The sequence below is a fragment of the Arthrobacter sp. cf158 genome, from assembly GCF_900106835.1.
Classification (GTDB): Bacteria; Actinomycetota; Actinomycetes; order Actinomycetales; family Micrococcaceae; genus Arthrobacter.
In genome coordinates this window covers 371,264-397,152 of sequence record NZ_FNNR01000005.1, presented here as the reverse complement: position 1 = coordinate 397,152, position 25,889 = coordinate 371,264, and the positions used below count along the sequence as shown (strand labels likewise).

General features: G+C 60.0%; 26 protein-coding genes. 3 read left to right on the top strand and 23 right to left on the bottom strand.

Annotated features, from left to right (window positions below):
- Position 1: 1 nt before the first annotated feature.
- From BLW08_RS12830 to BLW08_RS12820, 3 genes are read right to left on the bottom strand one after another with little or no spacing between them, the layout of a single operon-like run.
- Positions 2 to 940, bottom strand: coding sequence for an ABC transporter permease (locus tag BLW08_RS12830; RefSeq protein ID WP_091325535.1), 939 nt, complete (start codon positions 938 to 940; stop codon positions 2 to 4).
- Positions 937 to 1,872, bottom strand: a complete 936-nt coding sequence (locus BLW08_RS12825) for an ABC transporter permease (protein ID WP_091325533.1) — start codon at positions 1,870 to 1,872, stop codon at positions 937 to 939. The genes BLW08_RS12830 and BLW08_RS12825 overlap by 4 nt, the downstream gene beginning before the upstream one ends.
- A gap of 3 nt (positions 1,873 to 1,875) precedes the next feature.
- Positions 1,876 to 3,450: an ABC transporter substrate-binding protein gene (locus tag BLW08_RS12820; RefSeq protein ID WP_091325531.1), complete on the bottom strand. Its 1,575-nt coding sequence runs from the start codon at positions 3,448 to 3,450 to the stop codon at positions 1,876 to 1,878.
- Between the two features lie 193 nt (positions 3,451 to 3,643).
- On the opposite strand from BLW08_RS12820, the gene pdxA reads away from it, so the two are divergent.
- Positions 3,644 to 6,025 (top strand): 4-hydroxythreonine-4-phosphate dehydrogenase PdxA, encoded by a 2,382-nt coding sequence (pdxA, locus tag BLW08_RS12815; protein WP_091325529.1) that lies wholly within the window; start codon positions 3,644 to 3,646, stop codon positions 6,023 to 6,025.
- A gap of 94 nt (positions 6,026 to 6,119) precedes the next feature.
- Complete coding sequence (locus tag BLW08_RS12810) at positions 6,120 to 6,911, top strand: DeoR/GlpR family DNA-binding transcription regulator (protein ID WP_091325524.1); 792 nt, start codon at positions 6,120 to 6,122, stop codon at positions 6,909 to 6,911.
- Between the two features lie 235 nt (positions 6,912 to 7,146).
- Here the strand turns inward: BLW08_RS12810 and BLW08_RS12805 are convergent, their stop codons facing one another.
- The 13 genes from BLW08_RS12805 to BLW08_RS12745 all read right to left on the bottom strand — a co-directional run bounded on the left by BLW08_RS12805 (position 7,147) and on the right by BLW08_RS12745 (position 18,899).
- The gene (locus BLW08_RS12805; protein WP_091325522.1) at positions 7,147 to 7,923 is read right to left on the bottom strand and encodes an amino acid ABC transporter ATP-binding protein; all 777 of its coding nucleotides are present in this window, start codon (positions 7,921 to 7,923) and stop codon (positions 7,147 to 7,149) included.
- Entirely contained in the window at positions 7,920 to 8,666 is a 747-nt protein-coding gene (locus BLW08_RS12800) for an amino acid ABC transporter permease (protein WP_091325518.1), read from the bottom strand. Before BLW08_RS12800 ends, BLW08_RS12805 begins: the two co-directional genes overlap by 4 nt.
- A 55-nt stretch (positions 8,667 to 8,721) precedes the next feature.
- Complete coding sequence (locus tag BLW08_RS12795; RefSeq protein WP_175538693.1) at positions 8,722 to 9,555, bottom strand: transporter substrate-binding domain-containing protein; 834 nt, start codon at positions 9,553 to 9,555, stop codon at positions 8,722 to 8,724.
- 501 nt (positions 9,556 to 10,056) lie between these two features.
- Entirely contained in the window at positions 10,057 to 11,538 is a 1,482-nt protein-coding gene (locus BLW08_RS12790) for an APC family permease (protein ID WP_091325513.1), read from the bottom strand.
- An 811-nt stretch (positions 11,539 to 12,349) separates the two neighbouring features.
- Positions 12,350 to 12,664: a putative quinol monooxygenase gene (locus tag BLW08_RS12785; RefSeq protein ID WP_091325512.1), complete on the bottom strand. Its 315-nt coding sequence runs from the start codon at positions 12,662 to 12,664 to the stop codon at positions 12,350 to 12,352.
- Between the two features lie 118 nt (positions 12,665 to 12,782).
- Positions 12,783 to 13,220: a carboxymuconolactone decarboxylase family protein gene (locus tag BLW08_RS12780; protein ID WP_091325510.1), complete on the bottom strand. Its 438-nt coding sequence runs from the start codon at positions 13,218 to 13,220 to the stop codon at positions 12,783 to 12,785.
- 102 nt (positions 13,221 to 13,322) lie between these two features.
- Entirely contained in the window at positions 13,323 to 14,075 is a 753-nt protein-coding gene (locus tag BLW08_RS12775; RefSeq protein WP_091325509.1) for an SDR family oxidoreductase, read from the bottom strand.
- A gap of 156 nt (positions 14,076 to 14,231) precedes the next feature.
- Positions 14,232 to 15,119, bottom strand: a complete 888-nt coding sequence (locus BLW08_RS12770) for an alpha/beta fold hydrolase (RefSeq protein WP_091325507.1) — start codon at positions 15,117 to 15,119, stop codon at positions 14,232 to 14,234.
- A complete protein-coding gene (locus tag BLW08_RS12765) occupies positions 15,106 to 15,489 on the bottom strand; it encodes a hypothetical protein (RefSeq protein WP_091325505.1) in 384 nt (127 codons plus the stop codon). The genes BLW08_RS12770 and BLW08_RS12765 overlap by 14 nt, the downstream gene beginning before the upstream one ends.
- A gap of 164 nt (positions 15,490 to 15,653) precedes the next feature.
- Positions 15,654 to 16,328 carry a GntR family transcriptional regulator gene (locus tag BLW08_RS12760; RefSeq protein ID WP_091325503.1) on the bottom strand — a complete coding sequence of 225 codons (675 nt, stop codon included), beginning with the start codon at positions 16,326 to 16,328 and terminating at the stop codon, positions 15,654 to 15,656.
- A gap of 709 nt (positions 16,329 to 17,037) precedes the next feature.
- Positions 17,038 to 18,042, bottom strand: a complete 1,005-nt coding sequence (locus BLW08_RS12755; RefSeq protein ID WP_091325501.1) for an Lrp/AsnC family transcriptional regulator — start codon at positions 18,040 to 18,042, stop codon at positions 17,038 to 17,040.
- 177 nt (positions 18,043 to 18,219) lie between these two features.
- Positions 18,220 to 18,585, bottom strand: coding sequence for a DMT family transporter (locus BLW08_RS12750; protein WP_091325499.1), 366 nt, complete (start codon positions 18,583 to 18,585; stop codon positions 18,220 to 18,222).
- The gene (locus BLW08_RS12745) at positions 18,585 to 18,899 is read right to left on the bottom strand and encodes a DMT family transporter (protein ID WP_091325494.1); all 315 of its coding nucleotides are present in this window, start codon (positions 18,897 to 18,899) and stop codon (positions 18,585 to 18,587) included. The genes BLW08_RS12750 and BLW08_RS12745 overlap by 1 nt, the downstream gene beginning before the upstream one ends.
- 96 nt (positions 18,900 to 18,995) lie before the next feature.
- Between BLW08_RS12745 and BLW08_RS12740 the strand changes: the two genes are divergently transcribed.
- Positions 18,996 to 19,580, top strand: a complete 585-nt coding sequence (locus BLW08_RS12740; protein ID WP_091325492.1) for a TetR/AcrR family transcriptional regulator — start codon at positions 18,996 to 18,998, stop codon at positions 19,578 to 19,580.
- A gap of 30 nt (positions 19,581 to 19,610) precedes the next feature.
- On the opposite strand, the gene BLW08_RS23870 is transcribed toward BLW08_RS12740, so the two are convergent.
- From BLW08_RS23870 to BLW08_RS12710, 7 genes are all read right to left on the bottom strand, one after another.
- Entirely contained in the window at positions 19,611 to 19,760 is a 150-nt protein-coding gene (locus tag BLW08_RS23870; protein ID WP_175538692.1) for a hypothetical protein, read from the bottom strand.
- A 172-nt stretch (positions 19,761 to 19,932) separates the two neighbouring features.
- On the bottom strand, positions 19,933 to 20,739 hold the full coding sequence (locus BLW08_RS12735; RefSeq protein ID WP_091325491.1) for a maleylpyruvate isomerase family mycothiol-dependent enzyme: 807 nt from the start codon (positions 20,737 to 20,739) through the stop codon (positions 19,933 to 19,935).
- A complete protein-coding gene (locus tag BLW08_RS12730; protein ID WP_091325487.1) occupies positions 20,736 to 22,310 on the bottom strand; it encodes a purine-cytosine permease family protein in 1,575 nt (524 codons plus the stop codon). The genes BLW08_RS12735 and BLW08_RS12730 overlap by 4 nt, the downstream gene beginning before the upstream one ends.
- Positions 22,310 to 22,708: a YybH family protein gene (locus BLW08_RS12725; RefSeq protein ID WP_091325485.1), complete on the bottom strand. Its 399-nt coding sequence runs from the start codon at positions 22,706 to 22,708 to the stop codon at positions 22,310 to 22,312. Before BLW08_RS12725 ends, BLW08_RS12730 begins: the two co-directional genes overlap by 1 nt.
- Before the next feature lie 590 nt (positions 22,709 to 23,298).
- Positions 23,299 to 23,598 carry a hypothetical protein gene (locus tag BLW08_RS12720; protein WP_091325484.1) on the bottom strand — a complete coding sequence of 100 codons (300 nt, stop codon included), beginning with the start codon at positions 23,596 to 23,598 and terminating at the stop codon, positions 23,299 to 23,301.
- 26 nt (positions 23,599 to 23,624) lie between these two features.
- Entirely contained in the window at positions 23,625 to 24,854 is a 1,230-nt protein-coding gene (locus BLW08_RS12715) for a cytochrome P450 (protein WP_091325482.1), read from the bottom strand.
- 19 nt (positions 24,855 to 24,873) lie between these two features.
- Positions 24,874 to 25,842 carry a PDR/VanB family oxidoreductase gene (locus BLW08_RS12710; RefSeq protein ID WP_091325480.1) on the bottom strand — a complete coding sequence of 323 codons (969 nt, stop codon included), beginning with the start codon at positions 25,840 to 25,842 and terminating at the stop codon, positions 24,874 to 24,876.
- Positions 25,843 to 25,889 lie beyond the last annotated feature (47 nt).

Below are 25,889 nucleotides of genomic sequence, written 5' to 3'. Positions count from 1 at the left end.
GTCAGGCACCCTTCTTCTTGCGGCGGGGACGGTCGCGAAGGCCGTCACCCAGCAGGTTCACGCCAACCACCATGAGCACGATCACCAGGCCGGGCAGGGTGACCATCCACCAGGAGGTGGTGATGTAGTCCTGGCCATCGGAGATGATGCGGCCCCACGTTGCGAACGGCCGCTGCGGACCGGCGCCGAGGAAGCTGAGGGCTGATTCGAGCAGCACAGCTTGGGCCAGCAGGAGCAGGACCACCAGGGTTGCCTGCTTGATGACATTGGGAATGATGTGCTGGATAAGGATCTGGACCCGATGCAATCCCAGGATCCGGGCCGCCGAGACGTACGGCTTTTCGCGTTCCACCAGCACCATGGAGCGGGTAAGTCGGGCCACTTCCGGCCATTGGGCGATAGCGATCACGAACGTGATGACCGGGATGGAGGGGCCGAACAAGGCAACCACCAGCAACAGCATCATGAGCAGCGGCAACGACATCTGGGCCTCGAGGACACGCGAGACAACCGTGTCCACCCAGCCACCGAAGTAGCCGGCGGCCGCGCCGAGGATGATGCCGATGGCGCCGGAGACCAGCACGGCAAGCACGCCGATTGTCAGCGAGACCTGGCCGCCGTGCAGGACGCGGGAAAGGAGGTCTCGGCCCAGCTGGTCAGTGCCGAACAGGTGCCCGTCCGTGAGCGGCGGGAGGCGCCGTGCGGAGAGGTCCTGGAAGTTGGCGTCAGGCAGCGGGAGCTCCTGGGCCAGAATGATGGGGATCATCACCAGCAGCGTGCAGATGGTTCCCACTATGAGCTTCCACTTGGCAGCGTTGCGACGGCGGGTGGCGCCCGCCTTGGCGATGTCCGCTTTGGTGACTGCGCTGGGACTGGGCTGCCGGGCCGGTTGCCCTGCGGGGCTTCCGGGTCCAGCGGGGGTTGCGGTGTCGAGGCTCATGCTGTTGCCGCCTTTCCAAGACGAACGCGGGGATCAAGAAGCGGGTAGGCGAGGTCAATGAGTAGCTGGACACCGACCGCGAGCAACGCGGTGAGCAGGACCGTGGCCTGGATCAGGGGGTAATCGCGGGTTTCGAGTGCCCGAACGATCAGGGAGCCGACGCCTGGCCAGGCGAACACCACCTCCACCACCACCACGCCGTTGAGCATCGCGGCGAAGCGGGTGCCAAGGGCGGTGAAGACGGGGATAGCGGAGTTGCCCATGGCGTAGCGCCACGTCAGCATCGAGTTCCTGACGCCTCGGGAGCGGGCCACAGTAAGATACGGGGCGGCAAAGTTGGCGGTCATTTCGCGCCGGACCATGCGGGAGATCAGAGCTATCTGCAGGATGGCGATGGTGATGGTGGGCAGGACCAGCCCACCCCAGGTAGCGAAGCCGGAGGCCGGGAAGATGGGGATCAGCACGGCGAAGCCGGTGAGGAGCATGATGCCTGTCCAAAAGTCGGGCATGGATTGCCCGGCGATGGTGAGGACGTTGACGCCGAACTCGCGTCCGGTGTCCGGACGGCGGGACATCCATACGCCCAGTGGGATGGCGACGACGGCGGTGAGGAGGATGGCTGCGGTGGCGAGGGTCAGCGTGTAGGGCATACGCTCGGCCACCACCACCATGGCGGGTGCCTGGAAGGAGTAGGACTGTCCCAGGTTGCCGGTGAACAATTGCTGCAGGAAGATCCAGTACTGCTCCAGCACGGGCTTGTTGAGGCCGAACTGTTCCCGGACGGCGTCGAGCTGTTCGGTGGTGGCCAGCGGTCCGGCATAGGAGACCGCGGGATCGCCCGGGGCCATGCGGATCAGGATGAACACGGTGGACACCGTGAGGAACACTGTCAGCAGGCCCTGTCCCAGGCGTTTCAGGATGTAGTTCGTCATGGCTTATGCCTCCAGCCGTGCATCGACGAGCGGGTAGGAGTTGGTGGGCGCCAGGTTGACGCCGGACACCCGGTCGCGCTGGGCGAGCACGGATTTGGGCACGAAGGCCCAGGCGCAAGGCCACGTGTCCCAGATGGCTTGCTGCGCCTGGGCCAGCAGTTCCTGCCGCTTGGTGGGGTCAACTTCGGAGGAAGCGGCTTGGATCTTGGCCTGCACTTCGGGGAAGACGTAGCCCTGGTACGTATCGCGGGTGGCTTCCTTTTCAGGGGTTCCGGCGTACATGCCCTGCATCATGGTGATGGCCAAGCCCGTGGGGCTGCTGAAGCCGTTGCCCAGCAAGTCCCAGTCACCCTGCTTGCCCTGGCGCCACGCGAGGATATTGCCACCGGGCTCGAACTGTTGCAGCTCCGTCTTCACTCCGATGTTGCCGAACATCTCCACCAGGGCTTCCATCACGGAGGTGTCGGAGGCGAACTCGCCGGTTTCCCAGATGATCTTCAAAGTCAGGTCCTCGACGCCGAGTTCGGCGAGCCGTGCTTTGGCCTTCTCGGGATCGTAGGTGTACGTGCCGGTCTTGTGATAGCCGGTCAGGCTGCCCGGAGTGACGCCTTCGGCCGCGCTGACGGAGTCCACCAGAACATCTTTGACCAGCGCCTCACCGTCAATCGCCCAGCTGAGGGCTTCTCGGACACGGACGTCGGCCAAGGGGTGGCCAGCGGGCTTGCGGAAGTTGTAGAAGATCTGGTTCAGGCGGAGGCTCGATGCTTCCTTGAGCTGGACGCCGGGTAGTCCGGCAAGCTGTTCGCGCGAATCCGGGGTGATGGAATCGATGATGTCCACTTCGCCGCTGCGCAAGGCGATGACGCGGCTGGATTCCTCGGGAAGGAAGCGGACTTCGACGTTCTCAATCCCGGGTTTGGGACCCCAGTAGTTCTCGTTGCGGGCCAGGCTGTAAGTACCGGCGCCACGGTTGAACTTGGTAACAACGTAGGGTCCGGTGCCCACGCCGTCCTGCAGTTCCTCCGGCTTGTTCTGCGCCGCAGGGGTTATCAGGATCATGCTCATGAGCGAGTCCAGGATGGGAACAGGCTTCTTGGACACCATCTTGAAGGTACGCTCATCCACCGGTACCACCTGGGGGAATTCGGGGAAGAATCCGGCCACGAACGAGCCCTGTACCTGCTGGTACATCTTCAGTGCGGTGGCTACGTCCTCAATCTTGACCGGGCTGCCATCCGAGTATCGGATACCCTCCCGGAGGGTGACGGTCCACTCAGTGGGGGCGGTCATCTCGAAGCGCTCGGCCAGGACCAGGATGGGCTCGGTTTCGGGGCCGATCGCGGTGAGGCCCTGGCGGACCGAGCGCTGCACAGTGACGGCGGCGTCGAACTGATTGAGCTTATTGTCCAGGCTGACCAGGGACCGGTTGAGGGCCAATGTCAGGGTACTGGGTCCTGGCAGGCCCGTGGGTCCGGCGCAGCCGGCGAGGCTGCCAGTTCCCAGCAGAAACCCTGCGGCCGCACCGAACTGGATCAGGCGGCGCCGGGAAATCTCACGTCCTTGAGGAAGAACGGTCATCGTTGACCTCTCGGTAGATCGGGGGGACGGCTGCCGGCCTGATGGCTGCGCCGAATGTTGTGTCCATCACTTTGCCACCCATGCGCAATTTGCGCAACCCTTCTAGCGCGATTCGCGCAACCGTGTCAGAATGTTGAAAAGCTTCCCGCTGAACGGCGGGGTTCCAACCGACAAATGACGAGAGAGGAGCAACGTGGCTTCTGTATATGTGCAGGCCGACGATTTCTCCGGCGCCGCCGAGGTTGGCTACTGCTTTGTCCAGCACGGCTTCTCCGCGCAAGTCCTGCTGGGAACATACGACGGCGGTTCCTCCTGCGCTGTGCCCGCCACCGACGTCGTGGTCACCGACACGCACTCCCGCGCACTTCCCGGGCCCACCGCCGAAGCGCTAACCAGGGATGCCTTCTCCAGTCCCGCAGCATCCGGGGCGCAGGTTGCCTTCAAGAAAATCGACTCACTGTGGCGCGGGAACATCCGCGCCGAGGTGGCTGCATTGACTGCCTTGGGTTTCCACGCCGTTATAGCAGGCGCTCTCCCCCAGTTGCAGCGTTCAGTCCAGAACGGAGAACCCCTGGTGGCCGGCGTTGCCTTGGCGGAGACGAACCTGTGGCAGGCCGAGCTCTTGGAACCTCCGGCTGATATTCCCTCGCTGCTCCGTCCGGGCAACCCTGCGTCTGTGCAGGCCCTGGATCTGGCCGCGGTCCGCTCGGGAATGCTGCTCCAGAAAATGTCCGCCGTGCTGGAATCCAGTCAGCCCTCCATAACCGTGGCCGACGGCGAAACGCTCGGCGACCTCCAGAATGTGGTTGATGCGCTACTGCATCTGGGCTTCCAAGCTGGCAACCGCCGCATCGTCCTGGTTGGCACAGGCGGGACCGCCGACGTCCTTGCGCAGAGGTTCGCTACGCAACGATCCGCTGCCCAACATGCGCAGAACGCGCAATCCGAAGCACGAGCGGACCAATTCACCACCCCACCGCAGCAAGGCGCCAGGCCGGTGCTCGCCGTCGTCGGCTCCGCATCCCCAACAGCGCAGGCGCAACTGGCGCAGCTGGAAACGTACAACTTCACCGTCGTGAGGCTGAAGCCGCAGCGGGCCGATGCGCTGGGGGCCTATCAAACGCAGCTCGACGAAGTACAGCACCTCCTGACGGCAGGTGCCAACGTGGCCGTCACCGTAGCAGGAGGGAAAGTGTACCCATCCGCCGCCGCCGGCATTGTCCAGGACCTGTCCACCTTCGCTGCCCAAGCATCGCGAGGAACAACGGCCGACCTGATCCTCACCGGCGGCGAGACGGCCCGGGAAGTCCTGGACGCCGTCGGCCTTCACCGGCTGGTGCCGGTCACGTCCGTGCAGCACGGAGCGGTGCTCAGCTGCGCCGACGACGGAACGCTGGTGGGAACCAAACCCGGCAGCTTCGGCGACGACCATGCCCTCTTACAGCTCTACAACGAAATCAGGGAGCGCCGCGGCCAATCGACGCAGGCTCCCACCACCGCTTCCCCCCGCACGACTTCCGAACCAACTGGAGCAGAAATGACAAGCACCGCAGGTATCAAGACCGAGCAGAACGAACTCCCCTACGTAGCCGTGACCATGGGCGACGGCGCTGGGGTGGGGCCGGAGGTGGTGGTGGCCGCCGTGCTGGATCCACAGAGCAACGCCGAGTGCCGTCCCGTGGTGATCGGCGACGCGCTGCGCCTTCGCCAGGCCGCGGACGTCCTGGGCATCGAGGCGGACATCCAGAGCATCACGAACGTGGAGGACGCGGTGTTCACGCCAGGCCGCGTGAACGTGATAGATCTGGCCCTGCTGCCTGAAGACCTGCCATGGGGGCAGCTCTCCCCCGTGGCCGGGCACGGCGCGTACGAGTACATCCGGGTGGCCAGCGAGCTTGCGATGGCAGGCAAGGTGCAGGCCATCTGCACGGCGCCGCTGAACAAGGAGGCACTCCACTCGGCGGGCCACATCTACCCCGGGCACACTGAACTGCTGGCGCACCTTACCGGGACGGAAGAAGTATCCATGATGCTCTCCACTCCCAAGATCCGGGTGATCCACGTGACCACGCACATCGGTCTGATGGACGCCGTCCGCAAGATCAACCCGGACCTGGTGGAGCGCACCATCCGCCGCGGCCACGAGGCACTGGTCCGGTCCGGAATCCCTAACCCGAAGATAGGCGTCTGCGCCATCAACCCGCACGCCGGCGAGAACGGACTGTTCGGACAGGGCGAGGAAGCGGAGAAGATCGAACCCGGAGTTAAAGCCGCACAAGCGGCCGGCATCAACGCGGTGGGCCCGCTGCCCGCAGACACCCTGTTCTTCCTGGCCGGGCGCGGCGACTACGACCTCGTCGTTGCCATGTACCACGACCAAGGACACGGCCCGGTGAAGGTGCTGGGGATTGAAGCCGGCGTGAACATCACCGTGGGCCTGCCGGTGATCCGCACGTCCGTGGATCACGGCACCGCGTTCGACATCGCCGGCAAGGCCATCGCCGATCCGCGGTCCATGGTGGAGGCGCTGCACCAGGCTGCCGAGATGGCCACCCGCCCCGCCCTGGACGGATAGGTCTTGTAGTGATGGAAGCGGGCGGCGGTGCGGCGGGCACTTGCCCGCGGGCGGAACTAGCATGGTAACCACGGCCACGGGAAGGAGACCGGGAATGCTCAGCGCAAACGCGCGGCGCGAGGAAATCTACCACCTCGCCGTCACCACCGGCCTTGCCTCGGTGGAGGAACTCTCCGCCCGGTTCGAGGTAACTGCCTCAACCATCCGCCGCGACTTGGCGCTCTTGAACGGGCAAGGCCGGCTGGCCCGCACCTACGGCGGCGCCATGGCATTGGGAGCCCACCCCGAGGCGTCGCTACGGCAACGAACCGGCGAGGCCTTTGAGCAGAAGCATGCCATCGCCCGTTGGGCCGCAGCATTGATCATCCCCGGAGAAAGTATCCTCCTCGACGCCGGCTCCACCGTTGGCGCGCTCGCCCATGAACTGCAAAAGTTCGAGAAGCTGTCCGTGACCACACCGGGTCTGAACATCATGCAGGAACTCGCCGAATCCGAAGGCATTGAGGTGGACTGCCTCGGCGGCCGCCTCCGGAATGTGAGCCAGAGCTTCGTAGGCCCACTCGCTGAAGCGGCCTTGGAACGGATGAGCTTCGACCGGGTGTTCCTCGGCGCGGACGCCGTCACCGCCGAGGACGGCATCTGTGAAGCGGACCATGCCCAGACGCGCCTTAAGGAACTCATGGCCCGCCGCGGCAACGACGTCTACGTCCTCGCCGACTCGTCCAAGCTCGGCCTCCGGCCCTTCCACGCGTGGGCACGACTCGCGCTCCCCTGGACCCTGGTCACCGATGACGGCGCCGACCCGGAACAAGTGCGGAAATTTCTCGCAGCCGGCATCAAGGTTGAGCAGGCAAATGCCTCGAACTTTGCGACAACCGGTGACTAGGTGCCAGGCCGGAGCGTTCTAGCCCATAGTGCACATGACCGGACGTCCAACCAGTTCATGTCCGAGCGCGCCCCTGTGACGAACCTTGTAAGTAAATAGGATCCCCTCGTGACTCGCTGGCCACGAGGGGATCGCCATTTTCATGCTGGCGCTTTTTGCAGGTTCTGTTGTTGCGGTGAACCTGGTTGTGCCATTCGACCAATGTGGAGGTACGCCTAGCCTGCACAAAACACTTTCATCGGACGTGGCTGAGGAAGCTTCGCGTCCGCTCGTGCGCGGGTGATCCAAAGAAGGTCTCGGGATCGGCCTGCTCTATGATGCTGCCACGGTCAAACATCAAGACTTCATCCGCGACCCGCTTAGCGAAGCCGATCTCGTGGGTAACGACGATCATTGTCATGCCATCTGCTGCGAGGCTTTCCATCACTTTGAGTACCTCACCGACCAGTTCTACATCCAGCGCTGAAGTTGGTTCGTCAAACAGCAACACCGACGGGTTCAGTACCAAAGCGCGTGCAATCGCTACTCGCTGTTGTTGTCCACCTGAAAGTTCACGCGGATATTTATGGCTCCGGTTCCCGAGACCGACTCGGTTAAGCATCTCCGCAGCGGCTTCCAGCGCCTCGTGTTTCCGCACCTTCTGCACGATGGTCAGCGCGAGGGCCACGTTGTGCAGCGCATCCATATGGGGGAAGAGATTGAATTGTTGGAAGACCATTCCTACGTCGCGACGTTGGTGAGCGAGCTGCCGCTCCGATGCGGCTGTATCCTTTCCCGCACGATCGGCGACTCCGAGGCGGCGGCCAGCTAATACGATCTCCCCACGGTCGGCCCGCTCCAAAAGAGCGATCAGGCGGAGCATAGTGCTCTTCCCAGACCCCGACGCACCGAGGATGGCCTTCACCTCTCCCGCCTTGATCGAGAAGTTGACCCCCTTGAGAATTTCGTTCGCACCATAGCTCTTGGCTAGATCTGAAACACTGAGCAGTGGCTCGATTGTTGAAGGGATCATGCCTTCGTTCCTTTCAAGTCGAGGGTAACGGTCCCTGGTTCGGGCTGCGAAGCGGACGGCAAATCTTTCGACGTCCAAAGGAATTTTCGCTCCAGCTGCGACTGCACGACCGTCACGACCGTCACGATAACCAGGTAGTAGATAGCTGCCGCCGCGTAAAATTCTGCGTAACGGAACGTTGTGGATACACCGCTTTGTGCTGTGGTCAGCAACTCACGCAGTGAGATCACGCTCGCCAGGCTCGTGTACTTAATGGTGTTGATTAGTTCGCTGCCCGTCGGGGGAATAGCTATGCGAATTGCTTGTGGGATCACCACGCGAATCATGGTTTGGACAGGTGTCAGCCCGAGCGCTCTCGCAGCCAAAGGCTGACCCGCGTCCACGCTGAGTAAAGCAGAGCGGATAATTTCTGCCATGTAGGCCGCTTGAACCAAGGTGAGCGAGATTAATGCGGCGACAAACGGGCTGTAGGCTTCCGAGCGGAGGGCCGGAATCAGCTGCGGCGCAGCATTCCATGCCAGTAGCAGAATTAGCAGAGTGGGCAGGCCACGAAAGACCCCCACATAGACGCCGGACAGCGTTACCAGCCAGCGTTTACCAGAGCTACGAGCCAAGGCAATGAGAAAACCGAGTACGGTGCCAAGCACCATGGCGAGAACCGCCAGCAGAATCGCAAGGACCGCGCCACTAACATAATTTAGCGACGTCAGAGCGTTCCAAAAGATGGAAAAGTCAAAGTTCATGCGGGGTATTGCCCTTCTCGTGCGGACGCGGTCGTCATACGGTCACAACCCCTCATTACTTTTTGCTTGACAGGTTGCTGGAGAGGTCGATCTTGTTGGGCTCAAGTCCGTACCGCTCTGCAAGGGCCGCGAGGGTGCCCTTTTCGTGCAGTGCCTTGAGTGCGTCCCGGAAAGAGCCGGTGAGAGCGCCGTCTTTGCGGAGGTATGCGCCGAAGACCTCATCAGGGTCAAATGCACTGGTGACTGCTTCCAAGGTGCCGTTGCTCTTACTCACAAGGGATGCGATGGCGATGTCAGTGTCGATTACCGCGTCCGCCTTTCCCGAGATGACAGCTCCCGCCGCAAGAGGGGTTCCAGGGTATTCGTCAATCTTGATCAGCGGCTTACCCTCGGAAGCCAGCTGCTCGTTCACGGTTTTGAGCTTCGCTACCATCCGGCTTCCCGCCAGTACCGCCACGGTGCGGCTTGAGTAGTCCTCGGGATTTTCCAGGCTATTTTTTCCGCTTTGAATGGCGAATGCGTAGCCGGTCAGCATATAAGGCACGGCGTCCGCTACCTCCCGGCGCGCGTCGCTGACAGACAGGCCGGAGATGACCAAATCACATCGTTGTGCATCCAGCCCCGGAATGAGTCCATCAAAGGCGGTGTTCACAACCTTGGTTTGAACTCCCCAGCTGTCACCAACGGCCCGCGCGAGATCGACGTCGAAGCCCACGATCTCGCCGCCGGTTCCTCCTTCGAAGTATTCCATCGGGTGATACTCGGGGTAGGTGCAAGTAGTTAGGGTGCCCGGTTGAATCAGCCCTTGGGGACCGGCTTCAGTTTTTTCCGAGGCAGTTCCCGCACAGCCGGCGAGTGCTAACGCCAGAGAAGCGATAGCGGTGAGCATGAGTGCGTTGCGCTTTAAGGGGGTCATCATTGACCTTCCTGAGAGATGAGGAGTGGAGAGCGACAGAGAACATTTACCGCCGTGAGGGAAACCGGCGGGGCTCGTTTCAGCAGACGATTTTTCTGCTGGCCGAGGGCTGGGTGTTCATCTGTCGTGGAGAGTGGTGATTACGCCCTTCGACGCTTTGCCGACGCACCGCCCGTGTTATGCCCTTGATATTTGAACCGGAGCGTAGCGGGTCTTTCGCCGGTGAGCAGATAGTCGAACAAGGCAAATGTCATATGCGAAATAGAACTTCGGGACCCATGATCTGAATACCGTAATACGATATTACCGTAGCATGGATCCCGAAGCTGGCGCTATAGCCATTTCTTTTCTTCAAGTCCGGCGCTAACCCTGGCCGAGCTGGCCGGTCTGGTACCTCACACATGCGGTACCTGACGGCGTGCTCCCCCGCACCAAACGACGAATCACCAGCGGCGCTCCGGGGTGAAGAGATAATCAGGAATCAGATGCTGCCCCAGCTGCTGCGCTCTCGGCCGTTTGGGATGCGTGATTGTCTCGGCTACCCGGATCGATGATCGGGAGATTCGCAATCGTCGAGCGCCTGGGAATCCAGACGATGAGGCCGAGTGAAAGCACAGCTACCAGCCCTATGATGACCGAGTAGTTCTGCCACCAATCCAGTTCCGGCGTGCGCGGCCACGCAATGTTAATCAGCTCCAGAACCACCCAAATAGCGGCCAACGGCACGACTACTTTGCCCGCAGTTCCCAGTGAGAAAGGTCCTGGCGTCCAGTAGCTCTTGTGGCGTGTCAATGCGTGCGCTACGAGTGGTAGGGCGAAAGATATAAAGAAACCTGCTGTCGAGAAGCTCACTAAGGTTGCGTATACGGGTCCTGTGGTCGCGGCCACAAGGATGAGCATCGTCAGAATGGCCGTAACCACGATGGCGCTATTAGGGTTCGACGTGCGCGGTGACAGGCGCTTGATCCACTTGGATGCCGGAAAAGCGTTATCTCGAGCGAAAGCCCACATGACCCGCGACGAAGCCATTTGCGTTGCCAGCATGCAGGCCACGAAGCCGATGATGATCAGCAGGAATAGCAGCACGACGGCTTGTTCCCCGAGTGCCGACCCGACGATGTAGGCTGCAGGGTCAACCTCCTCGCCACTGAGTACGCGCCCAAGGTCCGGTATCGCGATGATGAGGGCGAGTGCTGACACAACCACAACAGTTCCAACGCTCAGAATCGCGGCAATGATCGCCTTCGGCACATTGCGCCGCGGATCCTCTACCTCTTCGGCGATGTCTCCAGCACTTTCGAAGCCAACGAAGCCCCAGCCGACGAAGGCCGCAGCCGCCGCGATACCTGCGAAAGTGACGCCCGGCATGGTGACGTCGGCACCCTGGAGGAGGACACTGAAGGGCTGCTCTTGAAAGAAGAGGAAGAGCGTGATTGCCAAGGCGACGCTACCGACGACCTCCGCGATGATGGCCAGGAAAACGACGGCTTTGATTGCTTTCGGACCGATCAGGTTTAGCACCATGATTACTGCCAGCGTGCCCAGCGCGACCAATATCTGTGTGAACAAGTCAAAGGGTTGGAGCCCTAGCACCAGAGGCAGGAACTGTGAAGTGATGAACGAACCACCCGCGCAGGCGATGGCCAGTGTCCACATGTAGATCCAGCCGGTAAACCAGCCATAGTGGTTGCCGACGAGGCGGCGAGCCCATTGATACAGGGACCCTTCAATGGGCCAGCGGGAGGCCAACTCAGCGAACACAAAGGCGACAATGATCTGACCTGCAAACACAATCAGGAAAGACCACCAGCCTGATGGGCCGGCCGCGCCAAGCACCAGCGCGAACACTCCATAGAGCGCCACGATCGGCGACACGAAGACGAAGGAAAACATAAAAGCACTTCGGAAGGTGAATGCCTTCTTAAGTGTGAGTGCGGGACTGTGCGTAGTGGTCATGGGTTCTCACATTTGATCCAGGCCGCCTTGCCGGAGTCAGGCTCCATGCTGGCGACATCGCTTACGGAACACAACCGGAGTCCAGTTATGTGTGTCAAGTCACACCATAATCCGAAAAATACACAACCCGCTAGTCCCTTTGGAGAAAAATCTTTGGATCGATGCTTCTGAATTCGAAAGATATCCACGTAGATTTTGGATTCTTGTAACACTAGGGGAAGGGAGCGGGGGCCGTCGGACTGTGACTCGCTGAAAGCGGCGCTGTGCACCTATCTGCAGTGCGCGGGTGCAGGCCGCCCGGGACACGGCTTAAAGTTTTTCGGGTTGACGAAGGCCTCCCGGTGTGGAGTTGAGCTGTCCAAGAAACAACTCACACCAGAAGGCCTTCTTATTCCACGCGGGGGCCACCGCTACCTGGGCCGGGTGAAGGCGGCAAGAATTCCAGGACCTCCACAGCGCGCAGCGGCTACATCCGCCAGCAAACCCCAAAAAAAGGCGCCACTTAGGTCAGCACTGACGCGGATGCCCGTTGCCACTAGCCTGAAATCCACCACGACGAGTAAGACGCCGGCGCCGACGTCGGAATTTCCGCGAGACGCCTTCTTCTAAAGGCGCCAGACAAACGGAAGATCGAAGGCTTCCCCCGGACAGTCAGCGACGGCTGGGGCCTGCGCGAAGTGCTACGGCAGCCAAAATACGCGCAGAGATGCTCAACCCGGTTAAATCCTCGACTGAAGTCGCACAGGCCCCACCCCGTTCTCGGCAACAGACCACCCATCGACCGGTTAATCCATCTCCCCGGCCAACGCAACTAAGGAGCTTCAGCCGGTTCTACCGGGTTGAGGTAAGTCGAAACAGAACGCGATTCCAGTTCGGGGATGACGTATACAGCGCCAATGTTGAGAAAGTGCGGAGTCTGGCGATGAAGTTCAAAAGCTTCGGCGCTCTGGTAGCTCTCCAGTATGACGATGCTCCTTGAATCTTCAACTCCGCCGAAGAACTCATACGAGAGGTTGCCTGGTTCTTTTCGGGTTTCGGCAGCAATGTTCTGCAGATGTTTGAGGATATTCTCCGTTGTTCCGGGTTTCGTCCGGTATTGGGCAACGACGTTGAAGGTGGTGGCCATGATTTCTCCTTGGGAGTTGTGGGCAAATCCGGAATGGCGGTGAAGCGGCCTTGCGCCAAGTGAGTGTGTACCAACCCTGCGGGCCGCTCAATTGTGACCCTTCGGCCGCTCGGCCTACTTAGTCGGCGCCGTTACCACCCTCATGGACTAAAACGGTGGGTTCCAAGCCGTCGGCGCCGACTGTTTCGCGCCACGCCTCAAGTCCCGCTTGGAATGCGACGATGCCGGCTTCAGGAAGGGAAATTTCAATTGCCTCCAGAATCTCCGCAGGACTTACGCCGAGGTCGAGGGCCACGCGGATATGACTTTGGATGTGGCTCTTTGAGGCTCGCATGACTGTGAGGCTCACGATGAAGATGAGTTCTTTCGTCTTGCGATCCAAAGTCCGCTGGTCCAGGTAGGCGGCCGAAACCAAGTGGTTTGCGGCCTGGAGGACGGGAAAATCATGCATGGCCATCACCTTGTGGTAATCGAGGACGTAGCCTCTCTTCTGTGCCATGTCGTCGATGTACGTCTGGGCTTCAGCGTTCTGTTCCTTGACCGAATCGATTGCCATGAGTAGTACCTTTCTGTTGTGCTGCACGGACTTAGGTGAGCAGCGGGTAAGTTCTGGGTTCTTGATAAAGCTATGAATAAACAGGAGGTGTTTGAGGGGCGTTCACCAAATCGACGTCCCTCCATCAATTGTTAGGACTGAGCCCGTGACGAAGCTTGATTCCTTGGCCGCGAGCCAGACTATGGCTTCAGCGATTTCATTCGGGTCGCCCATGCGGCGCATGGGCGAACGGCTGTTGAGTTCGTTGAGGAGCGTGCCCGGTTCGTCCGATTCCTTAATCATCTTGTCGAAATAAGGTGAGTTCACCGTGCCGGGAGCAACAGCATTCACTCGAATACCTTGATCCACGTGATCCAACGCCATTGCCCGTGTCAGAGCCGAGACGCCCCCCTTAGAGGCCACATAGGCAGCACGATCACGGATACCGACGCTGGCGGTGTAAGAGGACGTGTTAACGATTCGTCCGTCTCCGGTTTTTGCGAGCTCAGGGATGGCATATTTTGAGCAGAGGTAGACGCCCTTGAGGTTTACCGCCATCAGACGATCCCAGTCGTCTTCTTCGATTTCCGGCACATTCCCAGGAGCGCCAAAGCCTGCGTTGTTGCAGAGCACATCCAGATTGCCAAACGTATCGACGACCACGGTGACCATCTTTTGAACCATCCCTGAGTCGCTGACATCAACGACGACCGGTATGGCTGAATGTCCGGCCTCCTCCGCGACTGCCGCTGCTGCAGATTCGTTATTGTCGGCCACGGCCACGTTTGCACCGAGTTCCGCGAACCTGAGCGCGGCCGCGCGGCCAATCCCGCTTCCCGCGCCGGTGACAATGACCGTCTGGTCCTTGAAGTTCATCTTTGATTCCTTGCATTTTGAGACTTAGTACCCTGCCAGGGCCAGGTGACGTTATGAGCAGTTATCTGCTTAGGCAGGAGTGATCTTGAACAGGCTGGATCAAGGGTCATCTTGAAGCCGCAAGGGTCGTCGACCCGGCGGGCTTGGATCTCCTGGTCAAGCCTGGGCGCCTGTTCCCTCGTGCAAACCTGCTTCATTCATGATTTCCCCAAGAACCGGGGTCAGGAATGTGCGGAACAGAGGATAGTTCTCTGCCATGGGAAAGTGCCCGATGCCCTTCATCCGTCCACCCCGGGCTCCGGGGATAACCGCGAGGGCTTCTTCGGTGTCCTCCGGCGTGCAAGCGTGGTCGTACTCGCCGGTCAGAAGGTAGACGGGGCAACGGGCCGTATCTATAGTGGAGGCCGTCTCCCTCAGGTCGAAGTCCTTGGCGTAAAAATAGGTGTCCCCTCTATAGATCCCGGGGCCGCCTTGGCTGTAGATCCACCAGACCTCCCGTCGGGACTCCTCCGGACTGTGGGGAGCCATTAGGCTATGGGTCCATGTGGGAACGACCTGCTGTGCATTAAGGTCAGGGCGCAGGGGCCAGTCGTGGAACCGCCCTTCAACTTTCAGTGCTCCCGATAGCCCGAGAACTGCCCGCCACCGATCCGGACTCCGGCGAGCCAGCTCAATTGCCAGCGAGCCTGCCATTGAGCAACCGATGACGATGGGCGTATCCAAATCAAGGGCCGCGCAGAAGTCCTCGACGACCGATGCATAGGTGTCGGTAGTCAGCAAGTATTCGTCCTTCCACCAGTCGGCTGGTGGAAGGGACTTACCATGCCAGGGAAGGTCAAATACAACGACTCGAAACCTCGAGGTTATCTCCTCATCGGCCAGCATATGGCGGAACTGGCGGGAATCTGCTCCGGCCGTGTGTAGGCCCAGGATCACCGGGCCAGCGCCGGCTTCTTCGTAGTAGACCCTGTACTTTACGTTTCTAGAAGTGAACCTGACGTAACCGCCACGGATTGGTTCAAGGTAAACGTCAGGCTTTGGCATCTTTTTTTCCAATCTCAACGAGGCGGGTAATGACGCGCAGGTGACGCAGGAGAATGTCGTGGCCATCAACTACCTCCAGCCCCTGTGGCGCCTTAAGGAGGGCTAAAAGGTCATGTCGGCGCGGCGCTGCATTTGCATCGGAGAGTTCGGCCCAAGCAGCAGCGCCTCCCGCGATGTGTAATAGGTCTTCCCCCGTGGGGTCGGCGCTTGCGAATGACAGGGTCCCCGCTGCATAAAGGAAATCTGCATGCTCGCCGTCTTCTAGTTCAAAACGGAGCATAAACCGGGACATCCGGCCGATGTGGCGGTTTTCCCTATCCGCGTTGACCGCCAATACCCAGGAAGCGCCCCAAATGTCGGTGATACTCAATGCTGCCTCCTCCGGGCGATGACTCCGATGTCACCGCTCAACTAGAGTTATATTACCGTATTACGGTACGACGATTCAAATGGATATGTAAGTTTCAGTACCCTCATCTCGGCGGGGCGACCATGGTGGCTGATCCGCCCGTTCGATGGCGGAACAGGCGGCCGCTACTTAGCGATAGCGCGCTTCATTTCCCGAAGGGCCGCGTTTGCGGCACTGCGCACATGATCTTCGCAGGCAATTCTCGCCTCGTCCGGGTCGCGGTCAAGCGCAGCGGCGGCCGTGATCCTGGATATCTCGGCTACCGTATGGGGCCCGCGGTTCTCGGAGGAGAGGGAGTACATTCGCAATACCTGAGTGCGAGCGTTTACGAGGTTAAGAAGCTTGGAGATTTCATCGTTGCCAGCACCGTCGAGCAGGACCGCGTAGTACTGATCCTTGACCTCAAGTTTGCGGTCAGGATCATCAGAACCCATCGCCATTTTAACGTCACTCAAGCACTCGACGAGCTTGCTGCACTGTTCTTCTGTTGCGCGCTCAGCGAAGAGACTTCCGGCCAGCGACTCCAGGGCTCGTCGAACTTCGTATAGATTTTCCGCTTCTTTGATGGTCAGCGTTGCAACTTCCGGGCCTCTGTTGGGGACTATTATTACGAGCCCCTCGGCTTCGAGTTGCCTCAACACCTCTCGAATAACCGTCCGGCTGACGGCAAATTTGTCACACAGCACCGACTCCACCAGTCTCTGACCAGGAGCGAACTCGCCGGACACGATGGCGCGACGGAGTGCACCTACCACCTCTTGCCTCAACGGAGCAGCGGTCCTTTTGACGGCGGAATTCATTCTGGATCTCCCTTTTAGGGTTCAAGTCGCGGCAACTGCTGCCCGATTCGGAGCTCGTACTCTAGGTATATTACGGTAGTACCCCCGCCATGCTGGGCACACCATGCACTTACAGCTCAATGACGGCAGCCGCTCACGGATCCGGATGGGAAGCTCGTGACTTACAACTCCGGCAGCAACCCTGGGCAGGCGGGAAGGGGTGCCGCGCCACTGCCAACCGCAGCCAAGACAGCCCGCCCTCCTACGGTTTGAGGACTAATCCTGAACGTCTGGGAAGACTGTATCTTCGAACCTCGGCAGCTTTTCCTGCGTAGTTTCTTTGGGCTGCGGGTCTCGAACGCCTACAACCCGTTCAGCGAAGCTGGCCCTTCTCATCATGGTCATGTCCCAATCTCAATCGCGGTGGTCGCTTTTGGACGGGTCGCCTAGTCATCTGCGGAGCCCTTCAAGCGATAATACATATCATACTCCGTATACCGTATTCCGTACACATGTAAGTTGCATGACCATCCCCACCACGTCGAACGATCCGCGGGTCTACCAGGACGCGATGCTCCATGCACCCCGCGATGTCGGCGGCGGGAATTCGGGTCATGAAAACGGGCAGCTGGAAGATCGCCTATTCGGCCATGACCCAGCTCCCGCGTGGCGCCGGCGAACGAAGGCCAAGCAGGCGCACCTTAACGGATGCAATCTTCGCCCGTTCCAGCTAGTGCATTGCCCCCCAAGAAAACGGGAGCTTTTCGATGTCCAGATAGACGTAGCTCTCACTGGAAACGACGCCTTCCGTGGAACCCAGAGTGTCTTCGACGAACGCCAATAATGCCTGTTTATCCTCGCAGGTGACCTCGATAATCAGATCGTGGGAGCCCGCCGTCAACAGGATCATTCCTACCTCAGGATGCTGCTGCAGCTCGACAGCCACCCGCCCGGGGCGCCCTGTTGTTCTGATCCCGATACTCGCCTGAACGTAACGGTAAGGCGCGGCATCACCCAGCAGTGTATTGATATGCAGTACGCCGGATTCCACGAGCTGGAGCACCTTGCGTCGAGTGCTCGAATAGGGCACTCCGGCCTTCTTCGCGAGCGCTGAGTAGGACGCGCGGCCATCCTCCCGGAGGGCTTCAATGAGCGAATGATCCACCTCGTCCAGCACAACTGGCGCCGCGGCGGCACCTCCGTCGGTACCCGCCTTGACGTCCGAACCTGCCAGGAAGACGCTTTGACGGTATGCGTACTTGGCAACGCTCAGATACATGAATGACTCGCATCGGACAACTCCGGGGATCTCGCGAACTTCGTCGAGCACATCCAGAAGTTCCGCATCATCCCTGCAATCAATCTCCGCCAGGAGGTCAAACTTACCCCCAGTGCAGACAACGAAGCTCGTCGACGGCAACTGAGCAAGCCGTTGAGCGACCGATCGCGCTGCCGCGCCTACGTTCACGCCAACCATCGCCGAACTGCTGTAGCCGAGCAGTTGCGGAGCGACGCTGGCAACGATCCGGACGACGCCGGTCCGCTCCAATCGGGCGACGCGCAGTCGTGTACTCTCCCCCGAGAGGCCGACTGATTCGCTGAGCTCTTGGAAGGTTGCCCGTCCGTCGATTTGAAGGAGCCTGACGAGTTCGTGGTCGATCGGATCCAGGGTCACAACCTTCCTGCCTGTTCCGGGAACGGAAGCAGCGGCGCTCCCGGCGTGGGATCTCGTCATGTCAGGTCCTCGGATTGAAGGGTACTTGGGTCTTCTTTTGACGCCTCTTGGTCAGCGGCACGGTGACGATCCCAGAGTATATGAAGACAGATAACTGCTCTTTTGGGGTTTCCTTCGGGTCCTCTGCATAGCACAGCGGAAACGGTCTGAAGCAATTGCAGGAAGCCCCCAATCATCTTAATCTCGCCGCGCCAGCGCACTTCGGCGAGGTGACTGGGAAGGCTTTGGCGACTTCACGAGTTTCAAACCCACGACGCAGCCGACAATGCCAGCAAGAAAGAGTACCCTGAGAACCGTCAACTCTTCGGCCCCAGTGATCAGGCTCCAGGCCACAGTCAACGCGGCCCCAGCGCCAGTCCAGACCGCGTAAGCAGTGCTGATCGGAATTTGCCGCGCCGCATAACCGAGGCCGAGCATGCTGAGAAGCAAAGCGACGGCGAAAATGGTGGTAGCAGTGGGATCGGTGAATCCCATACTGGCACCCAATGCTGTGGCCCATATGGCCTCCAGGACGGCACTGACAAGCAGGATTACCCACGGCATCAGCTGATCACCTTCAATCCTGCAACACATCCAACGAGACCGACCAACAGGGCCGCGCGCGGCCATGTCAGGACCTCGGAGCCTGTTAGAACTGCTATCAGAACGGTCAGCACCGCGCCAATCCCAACCCACACGGCGTAAGCCGTTCCTACGGGGAGACTGAGCATGGCGTACGCCAAGCCAGCCATGCTGAGCGCCATGGTCACCGCGAAGATGATCGTGGGCTTTCGCCGCTTAAAACCATCTGAAGCACCCAACGCAGTTGCCCATACTGCCTCCAGCACGCCGGACACGAGAAGTACTACCCAAGCCATGTCATCAGTTCCTTATCCGCCGCCACCGCAGCATTTGGTACGACTGTACGGTTTCATTTTTACCACATTTCGCACAGTTGTGCGAGTATGGGGGCTATGGCAAAGAACCTCGATGTGGACAGCCGCCGGCAGCAGGTTTCTGAAGCTGCGTGGCGTGTTTTAGTGGACCAAGGATTAGCGGGATTGTCGGTACGAAACGTGGCCGCCGAAGCGGGCCTACCCCCGAGCTCGCTGCGGTACACCTTCCCAACCCAGACCAGCGTCCGCGTGCACGCTCTTGAATTGGTTCTGTCCAGAACTCTCGAGCGGATTGCCGCAGTCGAAGCCGGGCAGCAGAGCGAAGTTTGGGGCAGATCAATCGTTCATGAATTACTCCCGCTTGATGCGGAACGCCGCATGGAGATGGAAGTCTTTCTGGCACTCGGAACAGCGGCGATGACCGATCCCGATCTCCGGCCCACCCACATGCAAACGCACAACGCCGTGCGGAGGATCTGTGAGACAGTCGTGAGCATTCTGCATCAAGGAACCGCAGAATCTGCCCGTTTTGAGACGGACCGCTTGCATGCCCTGATTGATGGACTTGCCTTGCACATCATTCGGCAGGAACCAAGCTCGGATTTCACTTGGGCCACCAGGACGCTGGATGAGCACTTGGCCGGCATCCAGTCGCGGTCGTAGGCCCAACCCACGGACGGGCGGGTGGATCCGTCAGTCTCCAGGGGCGGACGGTTTCGCGTTTTGTGCAACGGCTCTTTCCGTGAACAGATTCCGGGAGGCGAGGCGCTGCACCATGAACTCAGAAAGATCGGAAAGAGCGTTCATCAAGGCGCCAAGGGCGCGGGCGTATGTTCCTGTCATTTTGATCCTTGCTGGTGGCTGCGACGCATACCGTTTGCTATCTGCCTACTCATAATGAGGGGCCGAGAACTTCAGTGCGGGATTGCGTTTGGAGACTGCTCTTGCGTTACCAGGCATGAAACGGCGCCGGACCTGCAATGCGGTCCGGCGCCGTCGCCTGCGAACCCACGTGCTAGAACACGTGGATTGATTCCACGACTCGCTGGCCCAGTTCACGGTCCCCGCTGAGGGTGACCATGCGGGCACGTTCGGTCTCAGTGGCGCGCTTCGTTCCCCACCTGATGAAGTCGTCGGCATCACTCGTGATGATCGCCGCTGGTTGCACCACGCGGTCATCCGGAGCAACCGCGGGTTTGCCCGGCTCGGGCGAAATGAGCCAGTCCCCTCCCCCGACCCCCGTAAGGCTAAGGCGCACCGGTGCCGTCACCGACACGCCCAGACGCTCCGGCGACATTTGCGGCAGGCCTGCCAGAAGCCACGCCAGCGAAGACTTGACAATATCCTCGTCAGGTTCGACGGTCGCGGCCTCGACCGGCCCATGTGGTGCGATGATGTCGTGCCGCAGGTGACAGTAGTGGTCGAAAACCAGCGAGTCGACGAGCAGGTGAGCCGGGTATACACCGGCATTGTCCATGTCGACCTCGGACTCACTGGCCGGCGGTACTTGGAGTTGTGCGAGTTCATCGATGGTTGAGTCAATCATCGACCGGTACTCTGCAAGAGTTTCTTCTGGGGTCTGACCTCGGAAGGCTGCAACTCCGACGTCGTTCGAAGCTTCGATGTCCCCGGCAACGGGAGCCGGGAGCGAGTCCGGCGAGACTACTTCCCGCAGCGTGCAATTGAGGTGTATGAGGATGTCCTGGACGCTCCATCCAGCGCAAGCGCTCGGACGCGCCCAGTCGTCAAGGGTGAGGGACTGACCGAGGTTTAGTACTTCCTCTCTCAGGGTCTTAATGGCTTGAATACCGTACTGGGTCATTGTGATGCTTTCTGTTGCAGGAGGGTGTCCGAAGTCGGTGTCGCATTGGATTCGGTGGAGGACATGGGTTTTTGTGAAGACGACGGCCCGTTCATGGGGCCGAACACTTCGTATGGCTCAGGGAACGTTTTCAGCACCGTCAGGTACAGAAGACACGCCAGGCCTGCCGCGACCGGGATACTGATGTCGATTCCGGCGACTATTGGGCTCAGCCAGCCCACAAACTGGCCCGGTACATTTACGAACAGCAGCCCGGCAACTGCCGAGACAGCCCAGACAGCAACTGCCCGCCAGTTCCATCCGTCGTTGAACCAGTAGATTCCGCCCTTGAGGCGCCGGTTGAACACTTGGAGGGCGTCCTGGTCATACCACCCTTTCCGCTTGACGAAGCCGATGATCATGATCACCATCCAGGGAGCGGTGCAGGTAACGATGAGGATGGCAAAGGTAGAGATGCTTTGGACGACGTTCAGAACAAACTTTCCGAAGAAGATGAACGCCAAGGACGAAACTCCGATGAGGATGGTCGATTGAATCCTGGACAGGCGGGGCACGATGCTCGCGAAGTCCAAGCCCGTACCATAGAGCAGTCCGGTTCCCGTGGACATGCCCCCGATGATCGCCAGGATGCTGATGGGGATGCAGTACCAGATCGGAGAGACGTTCAGGAGCCCGCCAACGTAATCTCCGGCCTCAAAGAACGGCTGTGCCGACGAGGCGATGATGCTCGTGGTTGCCAGGCCGAAGATGAAGGGAAGCAGCGTGGCCAAATTTGCCAGAATCACCGACACCATGAGCTTGCTGCGTGATGTTTCCTTTGGGATGTACCGCGTCCAGTCCCCCAGGAACGTGGCAAAGGAAACAGGGTTTGACATGACCACCAGGCCCGCGCCGATCGCGGCGGCCCAAAATGCTGGATCAACCGAGGCAACTCCATTGATGCCAAACGCGCCAGAGTATCCAAAGTCGAACTTGTCCCAGAAGGCAAAGATGCCGGCCAGGAACATAGCGGTTGCGCCGATGATCGCCACTTTGTTGACCCAAAGCATGAACCGGAAACCATAAATGCAGACAACGAGCATTAGTACAGCAAGGACGCTGTACACAGCCCCAAGCGCCCATGGACTGCTGGGAACATCGAAGAATTCGTGGGCCGCACCAATGATGACGTCGCCGGAGGTCCAAACGGAGATCGAATAGAACGCAACTGCCACGAGCAAGGCAAGGCAAGACCCGATAATGCGCCCGTGTGCCCCAAAGTGGCCCGACGAGGAGACCGCGTTGTTACTGCCGCTGACGGGGCCGAACAGGGCCATCGGTGCAACGATGAGCGACCCAAGCAGGACGCCGGCAACGGTCACCCACAGCGCATCTACGAAGGACAGGCCAAGCAGGATGGGGACCGACCCCAGAATGACCGTCACGAAGGTGTTCGCCCCACCGAAGATCAGGCGGAATAGATCGAACGGAGTTGCCGTGCGCTCATGGTCGGGAATCGGTTCTACGCCATGATGCTCGACTTCGAGAATCCCGGGGGCGGCCAGAACAGGAGGTGGAGTTGTGTCCTTCATTAGTTCTGTGTCGGATCCAGGGAGAGGTGCTCATGCAGGCAGGAGACCGTGCCATCCTGGTTCTTCGCAAAAACGATTGTTTCCCGCTCGAAGGCCGTGGACAGCGACCCCTTGTCGTCCAGATCCGTTTCCACATCGTGCGTGAGCAGGGCCACCGCCCCATGAATCTGGATCCGGCGGTTGGTGCTCTTGCAGCTGGTGATCCTCAGGCCCTCTTCCATCCAACCTTCCCAGATTGATTGGTATGCCGCCCGTGTTTCCAGTCGACTTCCTTCCCCATGGAAGAGAAATGTCGCGTGCTCGTCGAAACACGCAAAGTAGTCCTCGGTACGGCTGTTCGAGAACGCCTCGACCATCTTGGCTGCCGCTTCGATTACTTCTGCCTCAGTGATTTCCATGTCGTGGTTCCTTGACTCTTAGGGCTGTTGCCTGTTGCTGGGAGTTGTGCGTGACGTGGGCCACAAGCACACACTTAGCGTAGCAGCGAATTATCCAAAAAGTAAACCCTAGAGATGGAAATTAACCACAGGGGTCTTGATTTCGTGGAATATATCCGCGACAGTTGTACCCGGCTAGCACTCGGCCCTGAGGCGTAGCAACCGGACTTAAAAGGAAAGGCCACCACCTTGCCGTGCGGCTCTGGTGGTGGCCTTTCTCAAAGTGTTCAGCCGGTGCGGACTCCTGCATGTCGGGTGCTGCGTAGTGCGCCGGATCCTATGACAGCGCGCGCTGGGAAAGTGCTGCGATGTCGGCGACGACTAGACCAAGCCGCTGCGTGCGGCTGGCGTGTTTTCTGCGCCTCTGACTGCTTTGCACTTGTGGCCTGGGGCGCGGCTCGGCCTTTCGTTCACTGGCGGTCCTGGCGGAGCTTGGCGGCCGCCGGTCATCGGACGAGCCAAGTGGATCGAGGAACAGCGGCATTGAGGTTGCACTGAAGGGCACTGGCTCTGGACGTAACTGATCTGTCTCCAAGGGCGGGCTTCGCTGACTAGTCCTGGCAGTCCGGCCAGAGGACCCGTGAGGCATACGTGAGTGGCGTTTTGTTTTGCATATGCGGAGTCCATGCAGCGTCCTGTGCGAACTTTCCTGTCGGATCCTCTACGGCAAGGCGCCATTGGATGTTTCGGCCGTTGGCACCCGGCATGATGGCGCCCTGCCAGATGTAGCGGGCTGAGAGATCGTGCAGGGGCTCCGGGACCCACCACCCGGTGCGGGGGCAGTGGACTCCGGTGCCCACCGAACTCCGGGCGGCAGCTCTGAGGTCGTTCATGGCTTTGATGCTTTTCATGTCCATCTCCTTTGATGGAAGAGTTTTTAGGCGCGGCCGGTGGTGCAGGGAAGGTGGGCCAGCCCGTTGACGAAATTGGAGTGCAGCCGGACGGGTTCGCCGTTGACCGCTACGTTGGGAAGTGTCTGGAAGAGTTCCTTGAAGAAGATACTGATCTCCAGGCGCGCCAGCTGGGCGCCAAGGCAGAAGTGTGGTCCGCCCCCGCCAAAGGCAACGTGTGGAACTTCAGATTCACGGGAGAAGTCCAGTTTCTCCGCCTCCGGAAACACCGACTCGTCCCGGTTTCCGGAGGTGTACCACAGGAGGACTTTGTCGCCCTTGCGAATCGTTTGGCCGTAGAGCTCGATGTCCCTTGTGGCGGTTCTGCGGAAATGCATGACCGGGGTTACCCAGCGAACGATTTCCTCAACGGCGCGAGGCGCGAGTGCGTCGTAATCTTCCTGCCACGCCTTGCGTTGCTCCGGGTACTGGGACATTGCATAAAAGCCCTGCCCGATGCTTGTTGCCGTCGTTTCAATGCCGGCCGTCAGGAGCAGTGCCAGGAAGATTCCGACCTCTTCGTTGCTAAGGCGCTCGCCGTTGACTTCTGCGTCCACGAGCTTACGAAGCAGGCTGGCATCGTCCGATGCAGCCACTTCGACCCTCGCCGCCAAACCCTTGGCGTATTCGACGATTTGAGTCATGGTTTTGTACGACTCTGCAGTGCCGTTTCCGGCCAGCGCGATGCCGGTGAGACGGATCAGTTCGGGCCTGTCTTCAGCGGGGACACCCATCAGGTCACAGACGATCTGAGCCGGGAAATCCGCGACGAGGTCTTCCATGAAATCGAAGTCCTCCCGGTCCTTGATCCTGGCGATGCAAGTCCGGGCATGCTCAAGGATCTGCGGAGCAAGCTGGGCTAGGGTGCGTGGGGTGAAGACCCTGCTCACGATCGCCCGATGCTTGGCGTGGTCCTCCCCCGTCATGTTCAGCATGCCGCCGTAGGTGCGCACCATCTCGGCCGGCATGTCAATAAGTTCGGTTCCCTGCCCGGATGAGTAGGTGTCCTGGTCCTTGCTTGCCGCGGAGACGTCTTCGTGACGGACAAGGGACCAGAAGCCTCGGCCGCCTTCCGGGAACCATTCACTAGACGGTTCTTCATGCCAGGAAAGGGGGTGGTTTTCCCGAAGGATTCTTAGCTCATCTTCGGCTGGTCCGTTGGTCCACAAGGACGGGTCGGCGAGGGTGAAGCCTGGAGTTTGAAGAGTGCTGTTCATGCTGGCTGTCCTTAGGGAGCTAGATGTCGAGGGTGAGCTTAGGGGTCTTGGAACGGCCGACGCAGATCATCATGGTGTCGTTGCAGGCGCGCTCTTCTTCAGTGAGGAGCTGATCGCGGTGCAAGGGAATGCCGGCAAGGACTCCGGTTTCGCAAGAGCCGCAGTAGCCCTGCTCGCAGGAGAAGGGCACACCCGGAACCACACTTCGTACCACGTCAATCAGTTTTTGGTTCGCTGCCACAGTGAGGGTCTTGCCGGTGGTTGCCAGCTCCACTTCGAATGCGGTGTCACCGTCGGTGTCGGCCGCTACCGCGTTAGGGTCAGCGCCGAAGCGCTCAAAGTGAAAAAACTCATCGCCCAGAATTGCTTTGGTGTTCTCTTCGACAACCCGGAGCATGGGTTCAGGGCCGCAGGTGTAGACGTGGGCGCCGTCAGAGGTTTCGATCGCCCCTTTGATGTCCGGGATTCCTTTGGTGTCGGCAGGAACGAGTTCAACGTCTCCACCTACCAGCTCGGCAATCTCGGGCAGGTAGGCCATGGTCTCCAGGCTCCGGCCACCGTAGATCAATCGCCATTTCAGGCCCGCCGCAGAAACTTTCCGTGCCATCGCCAGCATCGGGGTGATGCCGATCCCTCCTGCGATGAACAGGTATGACTGGTGGTCCCCCAGTGGGAAATGGTTCCGGGGGCCCTTAATGGTCAAGATGGCACCGGCATCCACGGCTTCATGGACCTCGCGGGAGCCTCCCCTGCCCTTTTCATCCAGCAGTACCGAAACCTTGTACGACGAAAGCTGGCTAGGGTCTCCGCAGAGGGAATACTGACGGACGGCGCCTGAGGGCAGGATGAGGTCAACGTGCGCACCAGGCTCCCACTGCGGGAGATCGTTTCCGTCTTCGGAGGCCAGTTCCAGCTCCACGACACCGGCCGCAAGCGTTGTCTTGGCCGCGACCGTGACTTTGTGTTCCTGGGTTTGGGGAAGGTTCATTGCTTTTAGTCCTTCTGGAGTTAAACCCCGTGATCGGGTGATTTAGA

Excerpts from the sequence above, each read along its gene's own strand:
- BLW08_RS12830 (WP_091325535.1), bottom strand. The coding sequence starts at position 940 with ATGAGCCTCGACACCGCAACCCCCGCTGGACCCGGAAGCCCCGCAGGG.
- BLW08_RS12825 (WP_091325533.1), bottom strand. The coding sequence starts at position 1,872 with ATGACGAACTACATCCTGAAACGCCTGGGACAGGGCCTGCTGACAGTG.
- BLW08_RS12820 (WP_091325531.1), bottom strand. The coding sequence starts at position 3,450 with ATGACCGTTCTTCCTCAAGGACGTGAGATTTCCCGGCGCCGCCTGATC.
- BLW08_RS12810 (WP_091325524.1), top strand. The coding sequence starts at position 6,120 with ATGCTCAGCGCAAACGCGCGGCGCGAGGAAATCTACCACCTCGCCGTC.
- BLW08_RS12805 (WP_091325522.1), bottom strand. The coding sequence starts at position 7,923 with ATGATCCCTTCAACAATCGAGCCACTGCTCAGTGTTTCAGATCTAGCC.
- BLW08_RS12800 (WP_091325518.1), bottom strand. The coding sequence starts at position 8,666 with ATGAACTTTGACTTTTCCATCTTTTGGAACGCTCTGACGTCGCTAAAT.
- BLW08_RS12795 (WP_175538693.1), bottom strand. The coding sequence starts at position 9,555 with ATGCTCACCGCTATCGCTTCTCTGGCGTTAGCACTCGCCGGCTGTGCG.
- BLW08_RS12790 (WP_091325513.1), bottom strand. The coding sequence starts at position 11,538 with ATGACCACTACGCACAGTCCCGCACTCACACTTAAGAAGGCATTCACC.
- BLW08_RS12785 (WP_091325512.1), bottom strand. The coding sequence starts at position 12,664 with ATGGCCACCACCTTCAACGTCGTTGCCCAATACCGGACGAAACCCGGA.
- BLW08_RS12780 (WP_091325510.1), bottom strand. The coding sequence starts at position 13,220 with ATGGCAATCGATTCGGTCAAGGAACAGAACGCTGAAGCCCAGACGTAC.
- BLW08_RS12775 (WP_091325509.1), bottom strand. The coding sequence starts at position 14,075 with ATGAACTTCAAGGACCAGACGGTCATTGTCACCGGCGCGGGAAGCGGG.
- BLW08_RS12770 (WP_091325507.1), bottom strand. The coding sequence starts at position 15,119 with ATGCCAAAGCCTGACGTTTACCTTGAACCAATCCGTGGCGGTTACGTC.
- BLW08_RS12760 (WP_091325503.1), bottom strand. The coding sequence starts at position 16,328 with ATGAATTCCGCCGTCAAAAGGACCGCTGCTCCGTTGAGGCAAGAGGTG.
- BLW08_RS12755 (WP_091325501.1), bottom strand. The coding sequence starts at position 18,042 with ATGACGAGATCCCACGCCGGGAGCGCCGCTGCTTCCGTTCCCGGAACA.
- BLW08_RS12750 (WP_091325499.1), bottom strand. The coding sequence starts at position 18,585 with ATGCCGTGGGTAATCCTGCTTGTCAGTGCCGTCCTGGAGGCCATATGG.
- BLW08_RS12745 (WP_091325494.1), bottom strand. The coding sequence starts at position 18,899 with ATGGCTTGGGTAGTACTTCTCGTGTCCGGCGTGCTGGAGGCAGTATGG.
- BLW08_RS12740 (WP_091325492.1), top strand. The coding sequence starts at position 18,996 with ATGGCAAAGAACCTCGATGTGGACAGCCGCCGGCAGCAGGTTTCTGAA.
- BLW08_RS23870 (WP_175538692.1), bottom strand. The coding sequence starts at position 19,760 with ATGACAGGAACATACGCCCGCGCCCTTGGCGCCTTGATGAACGCTCTT.
- BLW08_RS12735 (WP_091325491.1), bottom strand. The coding sequence starts at position 20,739 with ATGACCCAGTACGGTATTCAAGCCATTAAGACCCTGAGAGAGGAAGTA.
- BLW08_RS12730 (WP_091325487.1), bottom strand. The coding sequence starts at position 22,310 with ATGAAGGACACAACTCCACCTCCTGTTCTGGCCGCCCCCGGGATTCTC.
- BLW08_RS12725 (WP_091325485.1), bottom strand. The coding sequence starts at position 22,708 with ATGGAAATCACTGAGGCAGAAGTAATCGAAGCGGCAGCCAAGATGGTC.
- BLW08_RS12720 (WP_091325484.1), bottom strand. The coding sequence starts at position 23,598 with ATGAAAAGCATCAAAGCCATGAACGACCTCAGAGCTGCCGCCCGGAGT.
- BLW08_RS12715 (WP_091325482.1), bottom strand. The coding sequence starts at position 24,854 with ATGAACAGCACTCTTCAAACTCCAGGCTTCACCCTCGCCGACCCGTCC.
- BLW08_RS12710 (WP_091325480.1), bottom strand. The coding sequence starts at position 25,842 with ATGAACCTTCCCCAAACCCAGGAACACAAAGTCACGGTCGCGGCCAAG.